General features: G+C 70.4%; 20 protein-coding genes and 1 other annotated feature. Of the genes, 10 read left to right on the top strand and 10 right to left on the bottom strand.

Features of this window, described 5'->3' with window-relative positions; genetic code table 11:
• Positions 1-7: 7 nt before the first annotated feature.
• From ACLBYG_RS18370 to ACLBYG_RS18360, 3 genes are all read left to right on the top strand, one after another.
• A complete protein-coding gene (locus ACLBYG_RS18370; RefSeq protein ID WP_447682349.1) occupies positions 8-1,510 on the top strand; it encodes an NAD(P)/FAD-dependent oxidoreductase in 1,503 nt (500 codons plus the stop codon).
• Between the two features lie 263 nt (positions 1,511-1,773).
• The gene (locus tag ACLBYG_RS18365; RefSeq protein WP_132366472.1) at positions 1,774-3,057 is read left to right on the top strand and encodes a PQQ-dependent sugar dehydrogenase; all 1,284 of its coding nucleotides are present in this window, start codon (positions 1,774-1,776) and stop codon (positions 3,055-3,057) included.
• Positions 3,058-3,207: 150 nt separating this feature from the next.
• Positions 3,208-3,525, top strand: a complete 318-nt coding sequence (locus ACLBYG_RS18360) for a c-type cytochrome (RefSeq protein WP_091680759.1) — start codon at positions 3,208-3,210, stop codon at positions 3,523-3,525.
• A 107-nt stretch (positions 3,526-3,632) separates the two neighbouring features.
• On the opposite strand, the gene lepA is transcribed toward ACLBYG_RS18360, so the two are convergent.
• The 3 genes from lepA to ACLBYG_RS18345 all read right to left on the bottom strand — a co-directional run bounded on the left by lepA (position 3,633) and on the right by ACLBYG_RS18345 (position 6,706).
• Entirely contained in the window at positions 3,633-5,435 is a 1,803-nt protein-coding gene (gene lepA, locus ACLBYG_RS18355; RefSeq protein WP_042669970.1) for a translation elongation factor 4, read from the bottom strand.
• Positions 5,436-5,658: 223 nt separating this feature from the next.
• Complete coding sequence (locus ACLBYG_RS18350) at positions 5,659-5,859, bottom strand: hypothetical protein (RefSeq protein ID WP_010682254.1); 201 nt, start codon at positions 5,857-5,859, stop codon at positions 5,659-5,661.
• Between the two features lie 61 nt (positions 5,860-5,920).
• Positions 5,921-6,706: a HugZ family pyridoxamine 5'-phosphate oxidase gene (locus ACLBYG_RS18345; RefSeq protein WP_447682348.1), complete on the bottom strand. Its 786-nt coding sequence runs from the start codon at positions 6,704-6,706 to the stop codon at positions 5,921-5,923.
• A 313-nt stretch (positions 6,707-7,019) separates the two neighbouring features.
• Here ACLBYG_RS18345 and ACLBYG_RS18340 point away from each other — a divergent pair, with 313 nt between their 5' ends.
• The 4 genes from ACLBYG_RS18340 to ACLBYG_RS18325 all read left to right on the top strand — a co-directional run bounded on the left by ACLBYG_RS18340 (position 7,020) and on the right by ACLBYG_RS18325 (position 10,569).
• The gene (locus ACLBYG_RS18340) at positions 7,020-7,730 is read left to right on the top strand and encodes a response regulator transcription factor (protein ID WP_020094607.1); all 711 of its coding nucleotides are present in this window, start codon (positions 7,020-7,022) and stop codon (positions 7,728-7,730) included.
• Positions 7,731-7,798: 68 nt separating this feature from the next.
• Positions 7,799-9,553: a stimulus-sensing domain-containing protein gene (locus ACLBYG_RS18335; protein WP_419149864.1), complete on the top strand. Its 1,755-nt coding sequence runs from the start codon at positions 7,799-7,801 to the stop codon at positions 9,551-9,553.
• Positions 9,553-9,993, top strand: a complete 441-nt coding sequence (locus ACLBYG_RS18330) for an HPr kinase/phosphorylase (RefSeq protein WP_447682347.1) — start codon at positions 9,553-9,555, stop codon at positions 9,991-9,993. The genes ACLBYG_RS18335 and ACLBYG_RS18330 overlap by 1 nt, the downstream gene beginning before the upstream one ends.
• A 174-nt stretch (positions 9,994-10,167) precedes the next feature.
• Positions 10,168-10,569 (top strand): PTS sugar transporter subunit IIA, encoded by a 402-nt coding sequence (locus ACLBYG_RS18325; protein ID WP_010682249.1) that lies wholly within the window; start codon positions 10,168-10,170, stop codon positions 10,567-10,569.
• 10 nt (positions 10,570-10,579) lie between these two features.
• On the opposite strand, the gene ACLBYG_RS18320 is transcribed toward ACLBYG_RS18325, so the two are convergent.
• The 7 genes from ACLBYG_RS18320 to ACLBYG_RS18290 form a co-directional block, all read right to left on the bottom strand.
• Entirely contained in the window at positions 10,580-11,467 is an 888-nt protein-coding gene (locus tag ACLBYG_RS18320; protein ID WP_447682346.1) for an EamA family transporter, read from the bottom strand.
• 161 nt (positions 11,468-11,628) lie between these two features.
• A complete protein-coding gene (gene hslU / locus ACLBYG_RS18315) occupies positions 11,629-12,942 on the bottom strand; it encodes an ATP-dependent protease ATPase subunit HslU (protein WP_056528150.1) in 1,314 nt (437 codons plus the stop codon).
• A gap of 100 nt (positions 12,943-13,042) precedes the next feature.
• Positions 13,043-14,539 (bottom strand): SulP family inorganic anion transporter, encoded by a 1,497-nt coding sequence (locus ACLBYG_RS18310; RefSeq protein WP_447682345.1) that lies wholly within the window; start codon positions 14,537-14,539, stop codon positions 13,043-13,045.
• A gap of 60 nt (positions 14,540-14,599) precedes the next feature.
• Positions 14,600-14,655 (bottom strand) — a sequence feature (sul1 is cis-regulatory element that is thought to sense ions involved in sulfur or methionine metabolism; They are found in Alphaproteobacteria).
• Positions 14,656-14,784: 129 nt separating this feature from the next.
• Entirely contained in the window at positions 14,785-16,455 is a 1,671-nt protein-coding gene (locus ACLBYG_RS18305; protein ID WP_447682344.1) for a methyl-accepting chemotaxis protein, read from the bottom strand.
• 148 nt (positions 16,456-16,603) lie between these two features.
• Positions 16,604-18,292 (bottom strand): methyl-accepting chemotaxis protein, encoded by a 1,689-nt coding sequence (locus ACLBYG_RS18300; protein WP_447682343.1) that lies wholly within the window; start codon positions 18,290-18,292, stop codon positions 16,604-16,606.
• A gap of 470 nt (positions 18,293-18,762) precedes the next feature.
• Positions 18,763-19,290: an ATP-dependent protease subunit HslV gene (gene hslV, locus ACLBYG_RS18295; RefSeq protein ID WP_020094598.1), complete on the bottom strand. Its 528-nt coding sequence runs from the start codon at positions 19,288-19,290 to the stop codon at positions 18,763-18,765.
• 124 nt (positions 19,291-19,414) lie between these two features.
• Positions 19,415-20,224: an SGNH/GDSL hydrolase family protein gene (locus ACLBYG_RS18290; protein WP_447682342.1), complete on the bottom strand. Its 810-nt coding sequence runs from the start codon at positions 20,222-20,224 to the stop codon at positions 19,415-19,417.
• 333 nt (positions 20,225-20,557) lie between these two features.
• Between ACLBYG_RS18290 and ACLBYG_RS18285 the strand changes: the two genes are divergently transcribed.
• The 3 genes from ACLBYG_RS18285 to ACLBYG_RS18275 all read left to right on the top strand — a co-directional run bounded on the left by ACLBYG_RS18285 (position 20,558) and on the right by ACLBYG_RS18275 (position 22,453).
• Positions 20,558-21,784 (top strand): MSMEG_0565 family glycosyltransferase, encoded by a 1,227-nt coding sequence (locus ACLBYG_RS18285; RefSeq protein ID WP_447682341.1) that lies wholly within the window; start codon positions 20,558-20,560, stop codon positions 21,782-21,784.
• On the top strand, positions 21,777-22,055 hold the full coding sequence (locus ACLBYG_RS18280; RefSeq protein ID WP_026605168.1) for an MSMEG_0570 family nitrogen starvation response protein: 279 nt from the start codon (positions 21,777-21,779) through the stop codon (positions 22,053-22,055). The genes ACLBYG_RS18285 and ACLBYG_RS18280 overlap by 8 nt, the downstream gene beginning before the upstream one ends.
• Positions 22,056-22,153: 98 nt before the next feature.
• Positions 22,154-22,453 (top strand): hypothetical protein, encoded by a 300-nt coding sequence (locus ACLBYG_RS18275; protein ID WP_447682340.1) that lies wholly within the window; start codon positions 22,154-22,156, stop codon positions 22,451-22,453.
• Positions 22,454-22,537 lie beyond the last annotated feature (84 nt).

Here is a 22,537-nt window from a genome sequence, read left to right as displayed (position 1 = left end):
GCATGGGATGAGCCACCACACCGAGACGCTGGTGATCGGCGCCGGGCCTGCGGGTCTGACTGCCGCCTACCTGCTGTCGAAGAAGGGCCGCTCCGTCACCGTCCTGGAGCGGGATCCGGCGCAGGTCGGCGGGATCTCGCGCACCGTCTCGCACAACGGCTACCTGTTCGACATCGGCGGCCACCGGTTCTTCTCGAAGTCCCGGGCCGTGGTCGATCTCTGGGACGAGATCCTGCCCGACGACTTCATCGAGCGCCCGCGCCTGTCGCGGATCTACTATCGCGGGCGCTACTACGCCTACCCGCTGAAGGCCTTCGAGGCTCTGCGCAACCTCGGGATCCTCACCAGCGCGGCCTGCGTCGCCTCTTACCTCTACGCCCGCCTGCGGCCGGTGGCGGAGCCCAAGACCTTCCACGCCTGGGTCCGCAACCAGTTCGGCGAGCGCCTGTTCTCGATCTTCTTCAAGACCTACACCGAGAAGGTGTGGGGCATGTCGTGCGACGCGATCTCGGCCGACTGGGCGGCGCAGCGCATCAAGGGGCTCGACCTCGGCGCGGCGATCCGCGACGGCATCAAGCGGTCGCTGGGCCTGCGCAAGGCGCCGAAGGCCGGCGGCCCCATCATCAAGACTCTGATCGAGTCGTTCCGCTATCCCCGCCGCGGCCCCGGCATGATGTGGGAGGCGGCAGCCGCCAAGATCCGCGCCCAGGGCGGGCAGCTGAAGCTCGACCGCGGCGTCGACTCCCTCAGCTACGATGCCGGCACCGGCATCTGGACGGTGGCGGCCCGCCGCTCGGACGGCAGCCGCGAGACCTTCACGGCCCGCAACGTCGTCTCGTCCGCGCCGGTCCGCGAGCTCGTCGACGCCATCCGCCCGCGGCCGCTCAGCACCTTCAACGCCCGGGCGCTGAAGTACCGCGACTTCCTGACGGTGGCGCTCATCGCCAAGTCGGACAAGAACTTCCCGGACAACTGGATCTACATCCACGACCCGTCGGTGAAGGTCGGCCGGGTGCAGAATTTCCGCTCCTGGTCGCCCGAGATGGTGCCGGACGCGGACCACACCTGCCTGGGCCTGGAGTATTTCTGCTTCGAGGGCGACGGCCTCTGGAACGCCGACGATTCGGAGCTGGTTGAGCTCGCCAAGCGCGAGATCGGTCAGATCGGCCTGATCGACCCGGCCGACGTCGTCGATGCCTGCGTGGTCCGCCAGCCGAAGGCATACCCGGTCTATGACGAGGAGTATGCCGGCCACGTCGTCACCGTGCGGCGGGAGCTGGAGCGGGATTTCCCGAGCCTGCACCTCGTGGGCCGCAACGGCATGCACAAGTACAACAATCAGGACCACGCGATGATGACCGCGATGCTGACCGTGGAGAACATCCTCTGTGGCCGGCGCCGGCACGACGTCTGGCGGGTGAACGAGGACGCCGAGTACACCGAGTCCGGGGTGTCGGGGGCCGACGTCGCCCTGGGCAGCGAGCGCCTCGTCCCGCGCAAGGTCGCCTGAGGCCAGTTCCGGTCGGCCTCCCGTCTTTGCGAGCGAGGCGAAGCAATCCAGGGCGGCGCTGAGCGCCTCAGAGTCGCGCTGCCATGGGTCGCTTCGCTCGCGATGGCGGAGTGTGCGACCCCACTGAGGTAACGATCGGAAACCCCGCGGTCGGCGACACGGCTCGAGCCGCGTCACCGGCGCGGCTTGCCGGTCTCTGCGGCGCCCCTATCGTTCCTTCCCGGTAATGCCCTGGTCCAAGGGCCGCCGGGAGGATTCTATCGATGCGATCTCTACTTCTCGCCGCGCTCTTCGCGGGCGTGGCCATGCCGGCGGCGGTGCTCCCCGCCCTGGCGCAGGGTGCGGCCCCTGCCGAGACCAAGGCCAAGACCGACGACCTCGAGAAGCTCGAGGGCTTCCACAGCACGGACACCCAGGCCGCCGCCGAGATCCCGCAGACCGGCCGTCGCGCCGACGCGATCCGCAAGAACCTGTCGAAGGTCAAGCTGCCGGACGGCTTCAAGATCGACCTGTACGCGGTGGTGCCGGACGCCCGCGCAATCGCGGTCGGTCCCAATGCCGGGGTGCTGTTCGTCGGCACGCGCAAGAGCAAGATCTACACGGTCACCGACCGCGACAAGGACCGGGTCGCCGACGAGGTCCGCCCCTTCGCGCCAGGCATCACGTTCAAGATCCCGAACGGCGTCTGCTTCTCGAAGGACGGCGTGCTCACCGTGGTCGAGCAGAACCGCGTCCTTGCCTTCCCGGCCGCCGAGTTCTTCTACGAGAACCCGGACGTCGCCGCCGGCGTGCTGGTCAAGCAGGGACAGCTTATCCCGGCCTCCGAGGAGAGCTTCAACCACACCGCCCGGGTCTGCCGGGTCGGGCCGGACGGCAAGACCTACATCGCGCTCGGCCAGCCCTACAACGTGCCGCCCGCCGAGAAGGCGGACCTCTACAAGAAGACCGGCATCGGCGGCATCATCCGCATCGACGCCGACGGCAAGAACCGCGAGGTCTACGCGACCGGCATCCGCAACTCCGTCGGGATGGACTTCAATACCGACAAGTCGCTCTGGTTCACCGACAATCAGGTCGACGGCATGGGCGACGACAAGCCGCCGGGCGAACTGAACCGCTCCACCAAGGCGGGCGAGAATTTCGGCTTCCCGTGGTTCGGCGGCGGCTCGGTCCGGACGGTCGAGTACAAGGACCAGACCCCGCCGGCCGACGCCGTCGCCCCGCAGGCCGAGCTGCCGCCGCACGCGGCCGATCTCGGCATGACCTTCTACAACGGCAAGCAGTTCCCGGCCGCCTACAAGGGCGGGATCTTCATCGCCGAGCACGGCTCGTGGAACCGCACCGAGCCGGTGGGCGCCCGGGTGATGTTCGCCAAGCTCGGGGCCGACGGGAAGGTCGAGTCGGTCAAGCCGTTCGCGGAAGGGTGGCTCACCGGCGACGGCGAGTATCTCGGCCGCCCGGTGGACGTCGCGGTGATGCTCGACGGCTCGCTCCTGGTCTCGGACGATTCCGCCGGGGCGATCTACCGGATCTCCTACGAGAAGTAGTCTCTTGTGACCTGGCGCCTCTCCGCTCGTGAGGCGCCAGGTCGCGGAAAGCCGCAACGCGCCCTCTCTGACGTTCGGGAGAGGGCGCGCGCGTCCCCTTCCGACGCGAGCGGACAAGTCTTCACTGATCTCAGAGTTCGAGCCCGCCCGATGATCCGCCCGCTTCTCGTCCTCGCCGCCACCCTCGTCCCGCTCTCGGCGCAGGCCGGCGACGCGGCCGCAGGCAAGAAGCGCGCGACCGCTTGCCAGACCTGCCACGGCATGGACGGGCTCTCGAAGCTGCCGGAGGCGCCGAACCTCGCCGGGCAGGTCGAGCCCTACCTCGTGAAGGCGCTCACCGAGTACCGCGACGGCAAGCGGCAGAACGAGATCATGAACGTCGTGGCTAAGGAACTGTCGGACGCCGACATCGCCAATCTGGCGGCGTACTACGCGGGCATCCAGATCGACGTGCTGCCGCCGGGGTAAGCGGCACCACCGTCATTGCGAGCGGAGCGAAGCAATCCAGGGCGGCGGGCTATTGACGAGCGTCGCGCACCTGGTTTGCTTCGCTCCGCTCGCAATGACGCGGAGGATCAATCGTCCATCTTCAGGGCGGCGATGAACGCCTCCTGGGGGATCTCGACGCGCCCGAACTGGCGCATCTTCTTCTTGCCTTCCTTTTGCTTGTCGAGAAGCTTGCGCTTGCGCGAGATGTCGCCGCCGTAGCACTTGGCGGTGACGTCCTTCGACAGCGCCCGGATGGTCTCGCGGGCGATGATCTTGCCGCCGATCGCCGCCTGGACGGGGATCTGGAACAGATGGCGGGGGATCAGGTCCTTCAGCTTCTCGCACATGGCCCGGCCGCGCGACTCCGCGCGGGTGCGGTGGACCAGCATCGAGAGGGCGTCCACCGGCTCGGCATTCACCAGGATCGACATCTTCACGAGGTCGCCCTCGCGGTAATCCGACACGTGGTAGTCGAACGAGGCGTAGCCCTTCGAGATCGACTTCAGCCGGTCGTAGAAGTCGAAGACGACCTCGTTCAGCGGCAGGTCGTAGACCACCATGGCGCGCTTGCCGACGTAGTTGAGGTCGATCTGCACGCCGCGGCGGTCCTGGCAGAGCTTGAGCACGCCGCCGAGATACTCGTCGGGCGTCAGGATCGTGGCGCGGATCCACGGCTCCTCGATCGTCTCGATCTTCATGATGTCCGGCATGTCGGCCGGGTTGTGGAGCTCCTTGGTCTCACCGTCGCGCATCTTCAGGTGGTAGACCACCGAGGGCGCCGTGGAGATCAGGTCGAGGTTGAACTCGCGCTCCAGCCGCTCCTGGATGATCTCCAAGTGCAGGAGCCCGAGGAAGCCGCAGCGGAACCCGAAGCCCAGCGCCGCCGACGTCTCCATCTCGTAGGAGAACGAGGCGTCGTTGAGCCGGAGCTTGCCCATGGCGGAGCGCAGGTTCTCGAACTCGGCCGCGTCCACCGGGAACAGGCCGCAGAACACCACCGCCTGGACCTCCTTGAAGCCCGGCAGCATCTCGGTGGTCTGGCGCTTGTCCTCGGTGATCGTGTCGCCGACGCGGGTGTCGGCCACCTCCTTGATCGAGCCGGTGAAGAAGCCGACCTCGCCCGGTCCCAGCGCGTCGATGTCGGCCATCTTCGGCCGGAACACACCGATCCGGTCGACGCCATAGACGGCGTCGGCGCCCATCATGCGGATGGTCATGCCCTTCTTAAGGGTGCCGTCGATGATCCGCACCAGCACGACGACGCCGAGATAGGCGTCGTACCAGCTGTCCACGAGCAGCGCCTTCAAGGGCGCGTCGCTCCTGCCCTTCGGCGGCGGCAGGCGGGTGACGATCGCCTCGAGCACAGCCTCGATGTTGAGGCCGGTCTTGGCCGAGATCGGCACGGCGTCGGAGGCGTCGAGGCCGATCACCTCCTCGATCTGCTCCTTGACCCGGTCCGGCTCGGCGGCTGGCAGGTCGACCTTGTTGAGGACCGGGACGATCTCGTGGTTGGCGTCGAGCGCCTGGTAGACGTTGGCGAGCGTCTGCGCCTCGACGCCCTGCGAGGCGTCGACCACCAGGAGCGAGCCCTCGCAGGCGGCGAGCGAGCGCGAGACCTCGTAGGCGAAGTCCACGTGGCCGGGCGTGTCCATCAGGTTCAAGACGTAGTCCTTGCCGTCCTGGGCCTTGTACTCCAGGCGCACGGTCTGCGCCTTGATGGTGATGCCGCGCTCCTTCTCGATGTCCATCGAGTCGAGCATCTGCTCGCTCATGTCGCGGAGCGCGACCGTGCCGGTGGCCTGGATCAGCCGGTCGGCCAAGGTCGATTTGCCGTGGTCGATATGCGCGACGATCGAGAAGTTGCGGATGGTGTCGATCGGGGCTGTCATCGGCATTCCGTTCGGGCGCGCGCCGGCGCGCACCGTCTGACGTCGGGACGTGTTCGGATGGAGCGGCTCCCGCGCGAGATAGCAGCGCGGCGGGAAGGCGCCAAGCGCGGCCTGAGCGCCCGGGGGGGGCGGGCCCGGTCGATGATCGCACGCAAGCGAACGGGGGCCGGAACGAGCCGGCCCCCGGGTCACGATCGTGTCTGGCGCCGAGGAGCGATCCGGCTCAGCGACCGCGGTCGCGGATCAGTCGCTCGATCTCGGCCTCGCCGTGGGAGCGCGCCTTGGCCTCGGTCGGATGCTTCCGGTCCGAGCGCTGGTGCAGCTTGCCGTGCTTGCGGATGCTCCACTGGAACAGGGAGCCGCTCTCGCCGACCGGCTCCACGTCGAGGCTGAAGGGGTAGGTATCTGTCTGGGTATCGCTCATGGGGCCGATATGGGGCGGTCAGCGATCTTTCGCCATGCCTGATCGCCAAGTCCTTGCGCGTTTACGCGTCCGCACCGGTCGCGCGCGCCCGCGCGGCCATGGCAACGAGGCTTTTGCGCAGCGCACCCATGTCGGTGACGCGCTCCGGGTAGGGGACGCGCACCGTGCGGTCGGCCGCCATCAGGTCCATGCCCTCGGGGTCGAGGCCGGTGAGTCGCCAGGGCAGGTCGGCCGCGCCGCCGGCGCCGGCGGCGTAGAGCGCCAGGGCGTCGGCGTGGTCGGCGTTCATGTGCTCGACGGCGCCGCGCTCGCCCGCCACGATCGCCTGCGCGTCCGAGAGGTCGAGGAGGAGCTGGTCGCGGGTCAGGGTCGCGGCCTTGGCGAAGCCGCCATTGAGGTGGCCGGCCTCCGGCGCCAGGGCGAAGAATCCGAAATCCGGGAAATCGGCGTAGAGCTTGGCCTTCGGGTGCCGGGCCAGGAACCGCTCCCGGGCCCGCGCCTCGGCGGTCTGCAGAGCGCGTCCGACCACGGTCAGGCGGGGATGGGCGAGCGGGTCACCCTTGCCACCCTGCGAGAACAGCAGCGAGCAGCGCGGGTCGGCCAGCAGGTTGCGGGTGTGGGCCGACAGCTGCGACAGCAGCATCAGCGGCGTGCCGTCCGCGTCGGTGGCGATGGTGACGAGGGAGGCGAAGGGCGTGCCGTCCGGCTCCAGGGTCGCGAGCGCCCCGGACCGGACGCTGCGCAGGAGCGTGCGCGCCAGGCCGATCGCGTCGAACGGCGCCGCCTCGGCCGGCAGCGGACGGGCCGGTCCGCCCGCGCCGGGACCCGTGTCGATCGTCTCGCCCATGCGCGATTCCTCCCCTCCGGACAGCCGCCCGGTTCCGCCGCCACGTTAGCGGCGCAGCGTCGGCGGCGCGAGGCACCGCGACCGCGTCAGATGGGCCGCGGAAGGACCGGCGCGCTCCCGTGTTACGGCCAAGCTATGACCGCCGCTCGCTTTTTCCGATCGGCCGTACTAAAGCACCTATCCCTTTGCGTGTGCCGGGCTGCGCCCAAACTGCCCGGTTCGCGTTTTTGTCTGCCCCCTCGGGGCCGGGACGTGGCGCGGCCTGTGCGAAGAGCCGGGACCGCGCCTGAGCCCGTTCAGTCAGGGACCGCGCATGCCGACCATCGCCCTCGTCGACGACGACCGGAACATCCTCACCTCTGTGTCGATCGCGCTGGAGACCGAAGGTTACCGCATCCAGACCTACACGGACGGGGCCTCCGCGCTGGACGGTCTGCGCCACTCCCCGCCCGATCTCGCGATCTTCGACATCAAGATGCCGCGCATGGACGGGATGGAGCTTCTCCGACGCCTGCGGCAGAAATCTGACCTTCCCGTGATCTTTCTGACGTCGAAGGACGAGGAGATCGACGAGCTGTTCGGCCTCAAGATGGGCGCGGACGACTTCATCCATAAGCCGTTCTCGCAGCGCCTGCTGGTGGAGCGGGTGAAGGCGGTGCTCCGGCGCTTCGCCAAGGAGGCCCCCGGCAGCACGCCGCGCGGCGAGGCCGAGGTCGCGGCCCGGTCGCTCGAGCGCGGCGCGCTGATGATGGATCCCGAGCGGCACACCTGCACGTGGAAGGGCGAGCCGGTGACGCTGACGGTCACGGAGTTCCTGATTCTCCAGGCGCTCGCCCAGCGCCCCGGCGTCGTGAAGAGCCGCAACGCGCTCATGGACGCGGCCTACGACGACCAAGTCTACGTCGATGACCGGACCATCGACAGCCACATCAAGCGGTTGCGGAAGAAGTTCAAGGTCACCGACCAGAGCTTCGACATGATCGAGACGCTCTACGGCGTCGGCTACCGCTTCAAGGAGGCGTGATCTCCAGGATCAGCCCCGTGGCCGCACGTACCCAGACCCAGACCGAGGATGCCCCGCCCCGCGCCTCCCTGGCCCAGACCCTGTCCCGACCGCTCGGCTGGCCCCGCGCCGTGTGGGAGGCGGTCGGCCAGCGCGCCTCGTCGAGCCTGACGCGCCGCATCGTCGTCCTCAACCTCGTCGGGCTGATCGCGCTCCTCGTCGGGTTCCTCTACCTCAACCAGTTCCGCCAGGGCCTGATCCAGGCCCGGATCCAGAGCCTCGCCATCCAGGGCGAGATCATCGCGGGGGCGATCGCCGCCTCGGCCTCGGTGGACACCGACACGATCCGCATCGATCCCGACAAGCTGCTCCAGCAGCAGGCCGGCGAGGCGGCGGAGGAGGAATCGCAGCCGCTCGCCTTCTCGCTGAACCCCGAGAAGGTGGCGCCGCTGCTGTCGCGCCTCGTGACGCCGACGGGCAACCGCGCCCGGGTCTACGACCAGGAGGGCGGCCTCCTGTTCGACACCCGCACCTTGTTCAAGCGCGGCGATGCCAGCCGGCCGGACCCGCTCGAGCCGAAGCCCCACAAGCCCGGCATCCTCGAATCCGCCTTCGAGGCGGTCCAGTCCAAGCTCGGCGGCCTGTTCCGCAGCCGGTCCGAGACCACCGAGGAGACGGGGCCGGTGAACGGGCACTCGCTCCGGGAGGTCCAGGCGGCGCTCGGCGGCAATCGCGGCAGCCTCGTGCGCCGGAACAAGCTCGGTGAGACCACCGTCTCGGTGGCGGTGCCGATCCACCGGGCGGGCTCGGTCCGCGGCGCCCTCCTGATCTCGACTCAGGGCGACGCCATCGACCGGGTCATCGCTTCGGAGCGGTTCGGTCTGCTGCAGGTCTTCCTCGTCGCCTCGGCGGTGATGGTGGTGCTCTCGTTCCTGCTGGCGGGGGCGATCGCGGGACCGGTCCGCCGCCTCGCGGAGGCCGCCGAGAAGGTCCGCATGGGTATCAAGACCCGCGAGGAGATCCCGGACTTCACCGAACGCACGGACGAGATCGGCCACCTGTCGGGCGCCCTGCGCGACATGACCCAGGCCCTCTACCGGCGGATCGACGCGATCGAGAGTTTTGCGGCGGATGTCAGCCACGAGTTGAAGAACCCGCTGACCTCGCTCCGCAGCGCGGTGGAGACACTGCCGCTCGCCAAGACCGACGAGTCTCGTGGCCGGCTGATGGCGATCATCCAGCACGACGTGAAGCGCCTCGACCGTCTGATCAGCGACATCGCCGACGCCTCGCGCCTCGACGCGGAGCTCGCCCGCGCCGAGGCCCGGCGCGTCGATCTCCGGCGGCTGCTCACCACCGTTGTGTCGGTCGCCAACGAGCGCCGGCGCCCGAAGGATTGCCTGATCCAGCTCGACGTCGAGGCGACGGGCTCGGAGCAGGACGCGCCGTTCACGATCATCGGCCACGACAGCCGGCTCGGGCAGGTGGTCAACAACCTCCTCGACAACGCCCGCTCGTTCTCGCCGACCGACGCGAAGGTCCGGGTCGTGCTGCGCCGCGTGCGCGGCGAGGTCGAGATGATCTGCGAGGACGAGGGCCCGGGCATCCCGGAGCACGCCCTGGAGCGGATCTTCGAGCGCTTCTACACCGACCGGCCGGAGCAGGGTTTCGGCCAGAACTCCGGCCTCGGCCTGTCGATCTCCCGCCAGATCGTCCAGGCCCATCGCGGCACGATCCGCGCCGAGAACCGGCCCGGCGCCCCCGACGAGGACGGCGAGCCGACGGTGCGCGGCGCCCGCTTCATCGTGCGCCTGCCGGCGGCGCCGCGGCAGCTCCACGCCTGATGGTCACCCTGCACGGCGCCTGCGTCGCGCTGTGCGGGGCCGGGATCCTGATTCGCGGTCCCTCGGGTGCGGGCAAGTCGAGCCTCGCGCTCCTGCTCGCAGCCGCGCCGGACGGGTCCTTCGTGGCGGACGACCGGGTCGTCTGCACGATTCGCGACGGGCGAATCACGGCCGGTCCCCATCCCGCGCTCGCCGGACGTGTCGAGGTCCGCGGCCAGGGGATCCTGTCGGCGGCCGATCTCGGCCTGGCGGTGCGGCCGGAGGCGGTGCTGCATCTCGCCGTCGACCTGGTGGAGACGGCACCGCGCCTGCCCGAGCCGCCGGAACCCGCCGACATCCTCGGCCTCGCCGTTCCGCGCCTCGTCCTCGATCGGGGTGCGCGGGCGGCCGGCCTCGCACCGCTCCTGGTTCGTGCGGCGCTGCGAAAGCCGCGGCCGTGACTTCGCAGCCGCACAGGCGCCTCGATTCGCCCAAGACTGGTATCCCCCATGGCGCACACGCGGCGGCCGTGGCATGATCGCACCAATGTCCGGGCAAAAAAGTCGCGATCGCCTTGTGGGGGGCTGTGCGATGCACAACATGGCGGCACACACAGGACGTTGGAACACGTGTCGATGATTGGCATGGTGCTCGTCACCCACGGACTCCTGGCGACCGAGTTCAAGGCCGCGCTGGAGCACGTGGTCGGTCCACAGGATCAGATCGAAACGATCACGATCGGGCCGGAGGACGATATGGAGCTGCGACGCCGGGACATCATGTCCGCGGTCTGTCGCGTGAATACCGGGGACGGTGTGGTGGTGCTGACCGACATGTTCGGGGGCACGCCGTCGAACCTCGCGCTGTCCTGCATGAACGGCGGATCGGTGGAGGTCGTGGCGGGGATCAACCTGCCGATGCTGATCAAGCTGGCCAGCGTCCGCGACGAGGAGAAGCTCGGCGACGCTGTGCTGCACGCGCAGGAAGCCGGCCGCAAATACATCAACGTCGCTTCGCGCGTCCTGGCGGGCAAGTAGTTCTCCGGGATCAAGCTTCCAGGACGGCCGCCGGCGGAGCCGCGCGCCGCGCGCTCACGGTGATTCCCACCGATGCCGCGATCACCAGTGCGATCGCCAGCCATTGGACGGCGCTGATTCGCTCTCCCAGCAGGACCAGACCCGCGCAGGCCGCCACGGCGGGCTCCAGGCTCATCAGCACGCCGAAGCTCTTGCGGTCCAGGCGGCGCAGTGCGACCATCTCCAGCGAGTATGGCAGGGCGCTCGACAGCAGCGCCACCGCGAAGCCGGCGATGAGGAGTCCGGGCGCGAGCAGGGCCGTTCCGGCCTCCGCCACGCCGAACGGCGCCACGACGAGGGCCGCCGTCAGCATGCCCAGGGACACGGCCTGGCCGCCGTCGATCCGCCCCGCGCGCTGCCCGAACAGGATGTAGAGCGCCCAGCACAGGGCCGCGCCGAGATCCAGGGCGACGCCGACCGGGTCGAGGCCGTCCGCGCCGGCGATCGGCAGCAGCAACGCGAGCCCGGCCACCGCCACGCCGATCCACAGGAAATCCGAGCGGCGGCGCGACGCGATCAGCGCGACCGCCAGCGGCCCGACGAATTCGATGGCCACGGCCGGTCCGAGCGGCAGCCGTGCCAGCGCGAGGTAGAATAGGAGGTTCATCAGCCCGAGGGCCGTCCCGTAGAGGGCGATCCAGCCGGCCTCGCGTGCCGGGAGGCTGCGCCGCCAGGGCCGCCAGACGGCGATCAGGATCAGCGCCGAGAAGCCGACCCGGAGGGCCGAGGTCCCCGCCGCGCCCAGCGCCGGGAACAGGCTCTTGGCGAAGGTCGCGCCGCACTGTAGCGACACCATGCCGGTGACCAGCGCCGCCACGGACAGCACCGTATCGCCGAGGCCGAACCTGTTGCGTGACACGGGGGCGACATTCCTGAGGACCGGGATCCGGCGCGGGCATAGCAGATGCCGGGGCCGCCGCGGCCCACGCTCGGCCTCATGGCACACGCCATCCGCGCGCACGGCTCGCCGTCCCGGGCCAGCGGGGCGTCCGCCGGCCCGGCGTGATCCGTGACCGGCCCTTACAGGATGAAGCGGCTCAGATCCGCGTTCGAGGCCAGATCCTGCACCCGGTCGCGCACGTAGGCCGCGTCGATCGGCACCGTCTCGCCGGACCGATCGGTGGCGGTGAAGGAGATCTCGTCGATCACCCGCTCCAGCACCGTCTGGAGCCGGCGTGCGCCGATATTCTCCACCGAGGAGTTCACCTCCACGGCGACCCGCGCGAGGGCGTCCACGGCGTCGTCGGAGAAGGTGAGGGTGACGCCCTCCGTCTCCATCAGCGCGACCGTCTGCTTGAGAAGGCTCGCCTCGGTGGCGGTCAGGATCTGCTTGAAATCGTCCACCGTCAGCGGCTGCAATTCCACCCGGATCGGCAGGCGGCCCTGCAGCTCGGGGAGGAGGTCCGCCGGCTTCGAGACGTGGAAGGCGCCCGAGGCGATGAACAGCACGTGGTCGGTCTTCACCGGCCCGTGCTTGGTCGCGACGGTCGTGCCCTCGATCAGCGGCAGCAGGTCGCGCTGCACGCCCTCGCGCGAGACGTCGCCGGACGAGCGGCCCTCGCGGGCGCAGATCTTGTCGATCTCGTCGAGGAAGACGATGCCGTTGTTCTCGACCTCGCGGATCGCCTCGCGGACGAGCGCCTCGTCGTCGACGAGCTTGTCGGATTCCTCGGCCATCAGCGGCGCGTAGGCGTCCCGCACCAGCACACGGCGCGGCTTGCCGCGCTGGCCGCCGAGCGCCTTGCCGAGCATGTCGCCAATGTTGATCGCGCCCATCGAGGCGCCCGGAACGCCGGGAATCTCGAACATCGGCATGCCCGCGGGGGCGCCGGAGGTCAGCTCCAGTTCCACTTCCTTGTCGTCGAGCTCGCTGTTGCGGAGCTTGCGCCGGAAGCTGTCGCGGGTGGCCTGGCTCGCCGTCGGGCCGACCAGCGCGTCGAGGATCCGGTTCTCGGCTGCCGCCTCGGCCTTGGCCTTGACGCCCTCGCGCTTGACCTGCCGCGTCAGGCCGATCGCCACCTCGACGAGGTCGCGGACGATCTGCTCGACGTCGCGGCCGACGTAGCCGACCTCGGTGAACTTGGTGGCCTCGACCTTGAGGAACGGCGCGTTGGCGAGCCGGGCGAGGCGGCGCGCGATCTCGGTCTTGCCGCAGCCGGTCGGCCCGATCATCAGGATGTTCTTGGGCGCGACCTCCTCGCGGAGCGGACCGGTCAGCTGCTGGCGGCGCCAGCGATTGCGCAGCGCGATCGCCACGGCGCGCTTGGCGTCGTGTTGCCCGACGATGAACCGATCGAGTTCGGACACGATCTCGCGGGGAGAGAACGTCGTCACCGCTTTGCCATCCCTGTTCCCGGCCCGAAAACGGCCCCGCGCCGGGAATGGGGTCGCGCGCGGCCCCGCGCAAGGGGCCACGCGTCGGCCGGTCGCCGCCTCAGTGCGCCGCCGGGACCGCCGCGGCGTCGCCCTTGTCGTGCCGGCCGAACCGCTCCACCAGCGTCGCGCTGGCCTCGTTGAGGCCGATGACCGTCACGTCGCGGCCCCGGGCGCGGGCCTTGAGGACCACCCGGTCGAGGGCCGCGATGGCCGAGATGTCCCAGAAATGCGCCGCGTGGACGTCGATCACGAGGCGCTCGACCGGCTCCAGCACGTCGATCGCCTCCGAGAAGGTGCCGGCCGAGGCGAAGAACACCTGCCCGGTGACGGTGTAGGTCCGGGTGCCGCCGTCGGCCGAGAGGGCGGACGTGATCCGGTTGAGCCGGGCGACCTTGCCGGCGAAGAACACGCCGGACAGCAGCACGCCCACCAGCACGCCGATGGCGAGATCCTTGGTGGCGACCACGACCAGGACGGTCGCCAGCATCACCGCCGAGGAGGGCAGCGGGTTGGTGCGCAGCCGCAGCAGCGAGCGCCACGAGAAGGTGTTGATCGAGACCATGATCATCACGGCCGTCAGCGCCGCCACCGGCACGACGGCCAGCAGGTCCTGCAGTGCCACGAGGAGCACCAGCAGGAACGCGCCGGCCACGAGCGTCGAGAGGCGCCCGCGGGCACCCGACGAGACGTTGATCACCGACTGGCCGATCATCGCGCAGCCGCCCATGCCGCCGAACAGGGCCGAGGTCATGTTGGCCACGCCCTGGCCCATGCACTCGCGATTCTTGTCGCTGGCCGTGTCGGTCATGTCGTCGACGATCTGCGCCGTGAGCAGGCTCTCCAGCAGGCCGACCGCGGCGAGCGTCGCCGCGTAGGGCAGGAGGATCCGCAGGGTCTCGAGGGTGAGGGGCACGTCCGGCAGGGCGAAGCTCGGCAGCGTCGAGGGCAGGGCGCCGAGATGGGCGACCGTGCGCACGTCGAGGTGGAAGATCGCGGTGATCGCCGTCAGGACGGCGATGGCCACGAGCGGCGACGGGATCGCGCGGGTGATCCGCGGGAATCCGTAGATGATCGCCAGACCGAGGGCGATCAGCCCGTAGGTCGCCGGCGTGACCCCGGTGAGCTCGGGCAACTGCGCCAGGAAGATCAGGATCGCCAGCGCGTTGACGAAACCGGTCATCACTGATTGCGAGACGAACCGCATCAGCCGGCCCAGCCTGAGCAACCCGGCCAGGATCTGGATGACGCCCATCAGGATCGTGGCGGCGAAGAGGTACTGGACGCCGTGCTCGCGCACGAGGTCGACCATCACCACCGCGGTGGCGGCGGTGGCGGCCGAGATCATGGCCGGGCGACCGCCGGCGAAGGCGATGGTGCAGGCGATGACGACCGAGGCGTAGAGGCCGACCTTCGGATCGACCCCGGCGATGACCGAGAAGCCGATGGCCTCTGGGATCAGCGCGAGGGCGACGACGATCCCCGACAGGGTGTCGCCGCGCAGGTTGGAGGTCCACGACCGGAGATATCCGGCGTTCCGGGCTGGGTGTGTTGACATCGATGAATCCGCACGAGCGGCGTGCCCGCGTCGCTGGCGGGTCAGAGCGCGTCTCGAATGCGTGGTCCGGCGGATCGGCGGCCGGAAGAGCCACCCGGGCTTTCACCGGGTCCTTGCGAATGCGCCGACCCTAGGGGCGCGCGCGCTGCAATGCAACAACGTGGCGGGAAACGCTCGGCGACGCTTCCGTCATCGCGGGTCCGGCTGCGCGGTTCCGAAATGACGGGCGCGTCGGTCCGGCCGCCTCAGGCCGCGCGGACCTGGGTCACGAAGCCCGCGACCTCGCCGCCGAGCCCGTTCGAGCGGCGCGCGATGTCGGCGGCGGCGTCGAGGACTTCCGCGGCGCTGGCGCCCGTCTCGCGGGCCGCGCCCAGGACCAGCGCCATCGTGTCCGTGACGGCGCGGGTGCCGCTGGCGGCTTCGGAGACGCTGCGGGCGATCTCCTGGGTCGCCAATTGCTGCTCCTCGACGGCGGCGGCCACGCCGAGGGCGATCCCGTGGACCTGCTCGATCGTGCCGCCGATCTCCTCGATCGCCGCGACGGCGTCGTGGGTCGCGGTCCGCATCGCGGCGATCTGCCCGGCGATCTCCTCGGTGGCCTTGGCGGTCTGCGTCGCGAGATCCTTCACCTCGGTGGCGACGACCGCGAAGCCGCGCCCGGCCTCGCCGGCCCGCGCCGCCTCGATTGTGGCGTTGAGCGCCAGCAGGTTGGTCTGACCGGCGATGGTGGAGATGAGGGAGACGACCTGCCCGATCCCGTCGGCGCTGCGGGCGAGGGCCTGGACGCTCGCCCGGGTCCGCCGCGTCGCCTCGACGGCGCTCTCGGCGGCCGTCGAGGTCTGGGTCACCTGCACGCCGATCTCGCTGGCGGTGGCGGCGAGTTCCTCGGTGGCGGCGGCGACGGCCTCGACGTTGTGCGCCGTCGTCTCGGCGGCGCGGGTGACCGCCTGCGACTGCGTGCCGGCGTGCTCGGCGTTGCCCGCCATGGTCGCGGCGGCACGCTCCAGCCCGGCGGCGGCCCCGGCGAGGTGCTCGACGAGTCCGCCGATGCTGCCCTGGAACCGCTCGGCGAGCCCGGCCATCTCGGCGCGCTTGCGCGTCGCCGTGTCGGCCTCCAGCCGCTGGTGCTCGTGCCGCAGGCCCTCGGCCTCCCGCATCGTGTCGCTGAAGACCTGCATGCTCGTCCAGATCGCGCCGATCTCATCGCGTCCCGGCTTGACGGCGGGCAGGGTGTGGTCGCCGCGCGAGAGGCGCTGGATCGCGTCCGAGACCGCCCGCAGCGGCCGGGCGATCTGCCGCTGACCGATGAGCAGGCCGAGGGCGCAGCAGATCACGGCGCCGATCAGGGCGAGGCCGAGCAGGAGGAGGGTGCGCGTCTCGAACAGGGCCTGGGTGTCGGCCTTGATCGCCGCCATCTCGCCCCGGCCCTGCTTCACCAGGGCGTCGATGCTGGCCTGGAAGGCCTTGCGGTTTGCCCGGTTGGCGTCGTTGAACCCGAGCTCCGCGGCCGCCTTGGGGCCGGTCGTGTCGCCCGCGTCCGCGAGGGCGCTGCGGAGGGCGCGGAACGCGTCGGCGTTGCGCACCATCGTCTCGAAGAGCGGCCGCTCGGCCTCGGTCACCCGCGGTGCCCAGTCGGCCCGCAGCGCGTCCATCTCGGCGAGACCCTTGCGGATCCCGGCGGTGTACTTCGCGGCTTCCGCGCGGTCGGCGGAGGCGTAGACGCCGCGCGAGTCCATGGTGACTTCGGCGGCGAGGCGGTTGAAGTTCGCGGCGTCGAGCGCCCGGATCGACGCGCTCTCGACGCTCGTCAGCGAGCGCTCGAAGCTCTTCAGCGTCGCGACGCTGACCCCTGCCACGACCAGCGTCGTCAGGCTGCAGGCGCCGACGAAGCTCAGGAGTTTTCCGCCGATTTTCATTGCTATCCGACCGTCGAGACGCGATTGGCGTCAAAATGCCGGTTATTCGTCAAGACGTCGTAAACTGAGCTGATCCGGAATTATTTGTCACGCCTCTGAGCAGGGTCCTGATGAGGAAGGGGCGCGGCGGGCGCCGCGCCCGACCCGATCAGGCCGCCCGGACGGTGTCGAGGAAGCGGCTGACCTCCGCAGTCAGGTGCTCGGATTGCCGGGACAGCTCCGAGGCCGCGTCCAGGACCTGGCCGGCGGCGACGCCGGTCTCCTCGGCCGCGCCGGCGACACCGGAGATGTTGCTCGTGACCTCGCCAGCGCCGACGGCCGCCTGCGAGACGTTGCGGACGATCTCCTGGGTCGCCGCGCCCTGCTCCTCGACCGCGGCGGCGATCGAGGTGGCGACGCCGCTGATCTCGCGGATCCGGTCGGTGATGCCGGCGATCGACGTGACCGCCTGCCCGGTCGAGGCCTGGATCTGCGCGATCTGGCCGGAGATCTCGTGCGTCGCCTTGGCGGTCTGCTCGGCCAGGGCCTTCACCTCGGAGGCGACGACCGCGAAGCCCTTTCCGGCGGCCCCGGCGCGGGCCGCCTCGATGGTGGCGTTGAGGGCCAGCAGGTTGGTCTGGCCGGCGATGTTCGAGATCAGCCCGACCACGTCGCCGATCCGCGACACGGAGTTGCTCAGTTCCTGGACGAGCGCGCCGGTCTTATCGGCGTCGGAGACGGCCCGCTGCGCCAGATGCGCCGAGCCGTCCACCTGCCGGCCGATCTCCTGCACCGAGGAGCCGAGCTCCTCGGCCGCGGCCGCGACGGTGTTGACGTTGGAGGCGGCCTCCTCGGCGGCCGCCGCGACCGTGTTCGACTGGCTCGAGGTCTGGGACGCCGTCGCCGACATGGTCCGGGCGGTCGCCTGCAGCTCGGTGGCCGAGGACGAGACCATGCCGACGATGCCGCCGACCGCGCGATCGAAGCTGTCGGCGAGTTCGATCATGGTCCGGCGCCGCTCGGCCGCGGCGGCCGCGTCGGCGATCCGCTTCATCTCGGCCTCCTCGGCGGCCTTCTTGGCGACCATGGCCTTGATCCCGTCCACGGCACGCCCGACCGCGCCGATCTCGTCGCCGCGGGCGGCCTCCTTGATCTCGGCCTCGATCTCGCCGCGGGCCATGCGCTGCAGCACGGCCACGAGGCGGCCGAGGGGGCGGGTCAGCATGGCGAAGACGAGGAAGGCCAGCAGCCCCGCGATGACGACGCTGGCGACGCTGCCGAGCAGGCTCGCGAGGTAGGCGGCGCCGAAGGAGCGCGCCTGCTCGTCGCTTCGGGCGGCGAGGAGGTCGCGCTCCGCTTTCTCGGCCTCGCCGATCTTGGCGCGCAGGGCATCCATGGACGCTTTGCCGGCGCCGCTCGCCTCGATCTGCCGGGCCTTGTCGAGGTTCCCCGCCTCGACGAGGGCCATCTCCTTGGCGGCGATATCGTTCGACCACGTCTCCGCCGAGCCGCGCACGGCCTCCAGGCGCGCCTGCTGGGCGGCGTTGTCGGCGGTGAGCGACTTGGCGCTCTCCAGGGACACCTTGAAGGACTTCTGGCCGGCGCGGAGCGGCTCCAGGAATTTCGGATCGCCCGCGATCAGGTAACCGCGCAGGCCGGTCTCCTGATTGACCATCGCCTGCGTGAGGCCGTCGAGGGCGGAGATGACCTGATAGGAGTGCTCCGTGAGATGATTGACGCGCTCAATCGAAGACAGGTGACTGTATCCGATAGCGCTGATCCCCACCGTGACCGCCGCCAGGCTGCCGAATGCGGCAGTCAGCTTCGTTACGATCCGGACATCGTTGATCGAGCGCATAGTCAGTCCCCAGGGCCCCATTCGGGAATTCGGATTTGGTTCCCTGGCGATTGTGGTAAATTATACGCTGTAAATTTTATCTTACAGCGGGCTGTATCGCCCGGATGAATCCGGTTTAACGGCGGTTGAGGATCTGCTGCCAGCAATCAAACGTTAGTGATCGTCTCGCGCACTGCTGTCGTCGGCAATTACAACCTGAGATAAGAGGCGCCGGGCCGGATTTTGTAGCGACGCGGCGATCCGGGCGCGGTTTCGAGGAAGCTCTGCAGGATGCGAAGACCGGCGCCGGAGCGTATTCGCGCGCGGTGCGGTTCGCGCGGAAGCTGTGATGACCCGCGTTCAGCCGGGCAAACCCCGCGCCGATGCGCGAGCGCCCGCGACGGGATCCGGGCGACGCGGGCAGACCGTGTGCGATCGAGCGCGCAGCGACGGCGGCGGAGCCGGCGAGCCAGGCTCCGCCCGGCCGGGTCTCAGGTATCCAGCGCCTCGATGACGAGGTTTCCGTTGGTGTAGACGCAGATCTCGGCGGCGATCGTCATGGCCCGCCGCACGATCGCCTCGGCGTCGAGGTCGCCATCCTCCAGAGCGCGGGCGGCCGCCAGGGCGTAGTTGCCGCCAGACCCGATGGCCATGACGCCGCTCTCGGGCTCCAGCACGTCGCCCGAGCCCGACAGGAGCAGGCTGACCTCGCGGTCGGCGACCAGCATCATCGCCTCGAGCCGGCGCAGGTAGCGGTCCGTCCGCCAATCTTTCGTGAGTTCCACGCAGGCCCGGGTCAGCTGACCGGGATACTGCTCCAGCTTGGCTTCGAGGCGCTCGAACAGCGTGAACGCGTCCGCGGTGGCGCCGGCGAAGCCGCCGATCACCGCGCCCTTGGCGAGGCGCCGGACCTTGCGGGCGTTCCCCTTCACGATGGTCTGGCCGAGGCTGACCTGACCGTCGCCGCCGATGACGACGCGGCCGCCCTTGCGGACCATCAGGATCGTGGTCGCGTGCATCTGGGGGACGGCGCCCCGGTCGTCGTACCTGAATGCGTCCTGGCTCAAGATTCGGCTCCGCTCTCGATCGCGCCGAGATGGGGAGCTTCGCCGGCCGAGTCCAGCCGGTGCCGGGATCGCGCGCCTACTCGGCGACCGCCTCGGGGCTGCGCACCGGGCCGGCATCCTGCAGGATCGACTGCGCGGCGGCCTCGGCCAGGAGCGCGTAGCCGCGGTCGGCCATGTGCAGGCCGTCGGCGGCGAAGAGCTGCTTGGTCGTCAGCTTACCCTCGCGCACCCAGCCGTGCATCAGGTCGGCCCGGCGGATCACCGGCACGTCGAGCTCGTCGCCGATGCTGCGCACCGCGTCGCGGAAGCGCGAGGCGCCCGGGGTGGATTCGAGCTTCGGGCACCATTGCGGCTCCATCAGCACCACGTCGATGCCGGCGTCCCGGATCCGGCGGATCGCCGACACAGTGGCCTCGCGGAAATGGTCGAGCGACACGCCGCGCAGCGGGTCATTGCTGCCCGTCTGCCAGATGACGAGCTGGGGCTCGGCCGCGATCACGTCGCGGTCGAGGCGCGCCAGCATGTCGTCGACGTGCTCGCCGCCGATGCCGCGGTTGATGACCGCCACGTCCATCCCGTGCAGCTTCTTGCGCAGGTCGATCTGCAGGCGGGCCGGGTAGGCGTTGGCCGGGGTCGACGCGCCCACGCCCTCCGTCGAGGACGACCCGAAGGCGACGATCTTGAGCGGGGCGCCGATGGCGATCTGGCGGGCGACGTGGGGCAGGTCCGGGCTGTCGCCCAGGTCGAAGCCCAGCATGTCCAGGGATTCGGGCAGCAGGTCCGTGTAGGCGAGGACCGCCGTCGGAAGGACCAAGAGGGCACCCAACAAGCCCAGGCGGCGCAGCATCCTGCGGGCGGGGAAGACAGTGTTCAGCGTCTTGGACACGGGACCGACGGCTCCGGCTCTCGTGAGCGGTAGATACAATCTGACACAGGGCCCTGAAAAGAGCGGTTCCGGGCAGAGTTTGAAAACGCACTGAATTCGTAACGCAAAATTAGGCATGAGTGGGGAGGCGTGCCCTTGCCCGAGGATTCCCGGCAACAACGGCGCGGCGGGTCGACCCCAGCGACGTTGGCGTCGTGGCACCCGCACGCGTGACGCCGAGTCGGCACGAACCATGCAGAACACGCTCCGACGCGTCTCCGACAGGGCGGCGGAGCGCGCGGTCGGGGCCGCGGCGCGTCCCCCGACCGGCCGCTGGGCTCCGTGAGCCGTCCCATGGTCGACCGCTTGCGCATCGCGATCCTCACGCACTCGACCGACCCGCGCGGCGGCGTGGTCCACGCTCTGGCTCTCGGGGAGGCCCTGGGCAGGCTCGGCCACGAGGCGGTGGTCCACGCGCCCGACCCGACCGGCGGCGGCTTCTTCCGCGCGGCGCAGTGTCCGGTGATCTCGGTCGCGGCCAAGCCGGTCGCGGGACCGGCCGCCGCGCTGGTCGGCGCCCGGATCGCCGACTACCTCGCGCATTTCTCGACGCCCGCCGCCTGCGACTTCGACGTCTTCCACGCCCAGTGCCGGATCAGCGGCAACGCGCTCGCCACCCTGACCCGGCGCCGCCTGATCCCGGGCTTCGTGCGCACGGTCCACCGGATCGACACGTTCACGGATGCGCGGCTCGCGCAGTGGGAGGAGCGGGCGATCCTCGATGCCGGGCGCCTGCTCTGCGTCAGCCGGACCTGGGCGGCGACGCTGGCGGCCGAGTACGGCGCCCGGGCCGACGTGGTCGGCACGGGCGTCGACGGGGCGGCCTTCACGCCCGATCCCGGGCCGGAGGACGACGCGCTCCGCCGCCGCCTCGGCCTCGGCGGCGGCCCGGTCTTCCTCAGCGTCGGCGGCTTCGAGGCGCGCAGGAACACGCTGGCGATCATCGAGGCCTTCGCGGCCCTGCGCCGGACCTGCCCCGACGCGCAGCTCGTCGTGGCCGGCGGCGCGCCGTCCCTCGATCAGGCCGGCTACGAGGCCCGGTGCTGCGCCACGCTCGAGCGCGAGGGGCTCGAGGTCGGGCCCGGCCGGCCGGTGATCCGAACCGGCGCCGTGGCGCAGGCGGACATGCCGGGCCTCTACCGCCTCGCCGACACCCTGGTCTCTCCCTCCCTCGCGGAGAGCTACGGCCTGTGCGTTCTGGAGGCGATGGCCTGCGGAACGCCGGTGATCGTGTCGGTCCGGCCGCCCTTCACCGAGTATATCGCCCCCGGCGAAGCCCTGTCGGTGAACCCGGACGACACCGACGCCATCGCGTCGGCCATGCGGGCGAGCCTGGAGCCGAGCCGGCGGGCGCGACTGCGCAATGCCGGCCGGGAGGTCGCCCGGGCGCATGTCTGGGACGCCTGCGCGGCGCGCCACCTGCCGACCTACGCGGAACTCGCGCCCGGGGACGCGCCGTTGATGGCCGCGGCCACGGGGGCGGCGGCCTGGAACACGCTGCGGGTCCCGCGCGATGCCTGAGATGCGCTTCCATATCCGGTGGCCGGACGGGACGCGCGAGGCCTGCTACTCGCCGTCGCTGGTGATCAAGGACCACCTCGCGGTCGGGCAGGACTACCCGCTCGACGAGTTCGTCGCCCTGACCCGGCTGGCCCTGGGCATCGCCAGCGAGCGCGTCCGCGCCCGCTACGGGTTCCCGTGCGGCCGCGCGCAGGCGCAGCTCGCCCGGATCGAGGAGGGCGCCCGCCGCCAGGAGCCCGGGACCGTCCACGTCGAGGCCTTCGAGGACTGATAAGGGCCCGCGGGATCGCCGTGCGGCGAGGCGACGCGGCGCGGACCGGCGGCGCGCCGGGTTGTCCGCAGGACCCACGGCGCGCGGAGGCCCAGGCGATGATGACCCGGATTGCGGCAGTGCTGGTGCTGGCCGCGTCGCCCGCGGCGGCGCAGACGCGGCCGTCCACCACGGCGATGACCTGCGAGCAGACGATCCGCCTCATCCAGGCCCGCGGAGCGCTCGTCCTCGGGACCGGCGGCATGACCTACGATCGGTTCGTCCGCGACCGCTCGTTCTGCGAGCCCACCGAGATCGCGCGGCGCGCCTTTCGGCCGACCCGCGACAACCCGAACTGCCTGATCGGGTACACCTGCTACGAGCCCGGACGCGGCGACTGGTTGGGTGTGGACGACTAGCACCGTTCCCGATCGCGCTGCCGCGTTTCTCGAGCGTGGAAGAGGGGGGTGAAGTGCGGGACGCCGGCGCAGCGAGCGCGCCGC

The sequence above is a fragment of the Methylobacterium sp. D53M genome (assembly GCF_053345625.1).
This window is presented reverse-complemented; position numbering and strand designations above follow the sequence as displayed.

Excerpts from the sequence above, each read along its gene's own strand:
- hslV (WP_020094598.1), bottom strand. The coding sequence starts at position 19,290 with ATGCACGCGACCACGATCCTGATGGTCCGCAAGGGCGGCCGCGTCGTC.
- ACLBYG_RS18345 (WP_447682348.1), bottom strand. The coding sequence starts at position 6,706 with ATGGGCGAGACGATCGACACGGGTCCCGGCGCGGGCGGACCGGCCCGT.
- ACLBYG_RS18275 (WP_447682340.1), top strand. The coding sequence starts at position 22,154 with ATGATGACCCGGATTGCGGCAGTGCTGGTGCTGGCCGCGTCGCCCGCG.
- ACLBYG_RS18340 (WP_020094607.1), top strand. The coding sequence starts at position 7,020 with ATGCCGACCATCGCCCTCGTCGACGACGACCGGAACATCCTCACCTCT.
- ACLBYG_RS18360 (WP_091680759.1), top strand. The coding sequence starts at position 3,208 with ATGATCCGCCCGCTTCTCGTCCTCGCCGCCACCCTCGTCCCGCTCTCG.
- ACLBYG_RS18330 (WP_447682347.1), top strand. The coding sequence starts at position 9,553 with ATGGTCACCCTGCACGGCGCCTGCGTCGCGCTGTGCGGGGCCGGGATC.
- ACLBYG_RS18305 (WP_447682344.1), bottom strand. The coding sequence starts at position 16,455 with ATGAAAATCGGCGGAAAACTCCTGAGCTTCGTCGGCGCCTGCAGCCTG.
- ACLBYG_RS18365 (WP_132366472.1), top strand. The coding sequence starts at position 1,774 with ATGCGATCTCTACTTCTCGCCGCGCTCTTCGCGGGCGTGGCCATGCCG.
- ACLBYG_RS18310 (WP_447682345.1), bottom strand. The coding sequence starts at position 14,539 with ATGTCAACACACCCAGCCCGGAACGCCGGATATCTCCGGTCGTGGACC.
- ACLBYG_RS18350 (WP_010682254.1), bottom strand. The coding sequence starts at position 5,859 with ATGAGCGATACCCAGACAGATACCTACCCCTTCAGCCTCGACGTGGAG.
- ACLBYG_RS18300 (WP_447682343.1), bottom strand. The coding sequence starts at position 18,292 with ATGCGCTCGATCAACGATGTCCGGATCGTAACGAAGCTGACTGCCGCA.
- ACLBYG_RS18285 (WP_447682341.1), top strand. The coding sequence starts at position 20,558 with ATGGTCGACCGCTTGCGCATCGCGATCCTCACGCACTCGACCGACCCG.
- ACLBYG_RS18325 (WP_010682249.1), top strand. The coding sequence starts at position 10,168 with ATGATTGGCATGGTGCTCGTCACCCACGGACTCCTGGCGACCGAGTTC.
- ACLBYG_RS18370 (WP_447682349.1), top strand. The coding sequence starts at position 8 with ATGAGCCACCACACCGAGACGCTGGTGATCGGCGCCGGGCCTGCGGGT.
- lepA (WP_042669970.1), bottom strand. The coding sequence starts at position 5,435 with ATGACAGCCCCGATCGACACCATCCGCAACTTCTCGATCGTCGCGCAT.
- ACLBYG_RS18280 (WP_026605168.1), top strand. The coding sequence starts at position 21,777 with ATGCCTGAGATGCGCTTCCATATCCGGTGGCCGGACGGGACGCGCGAG.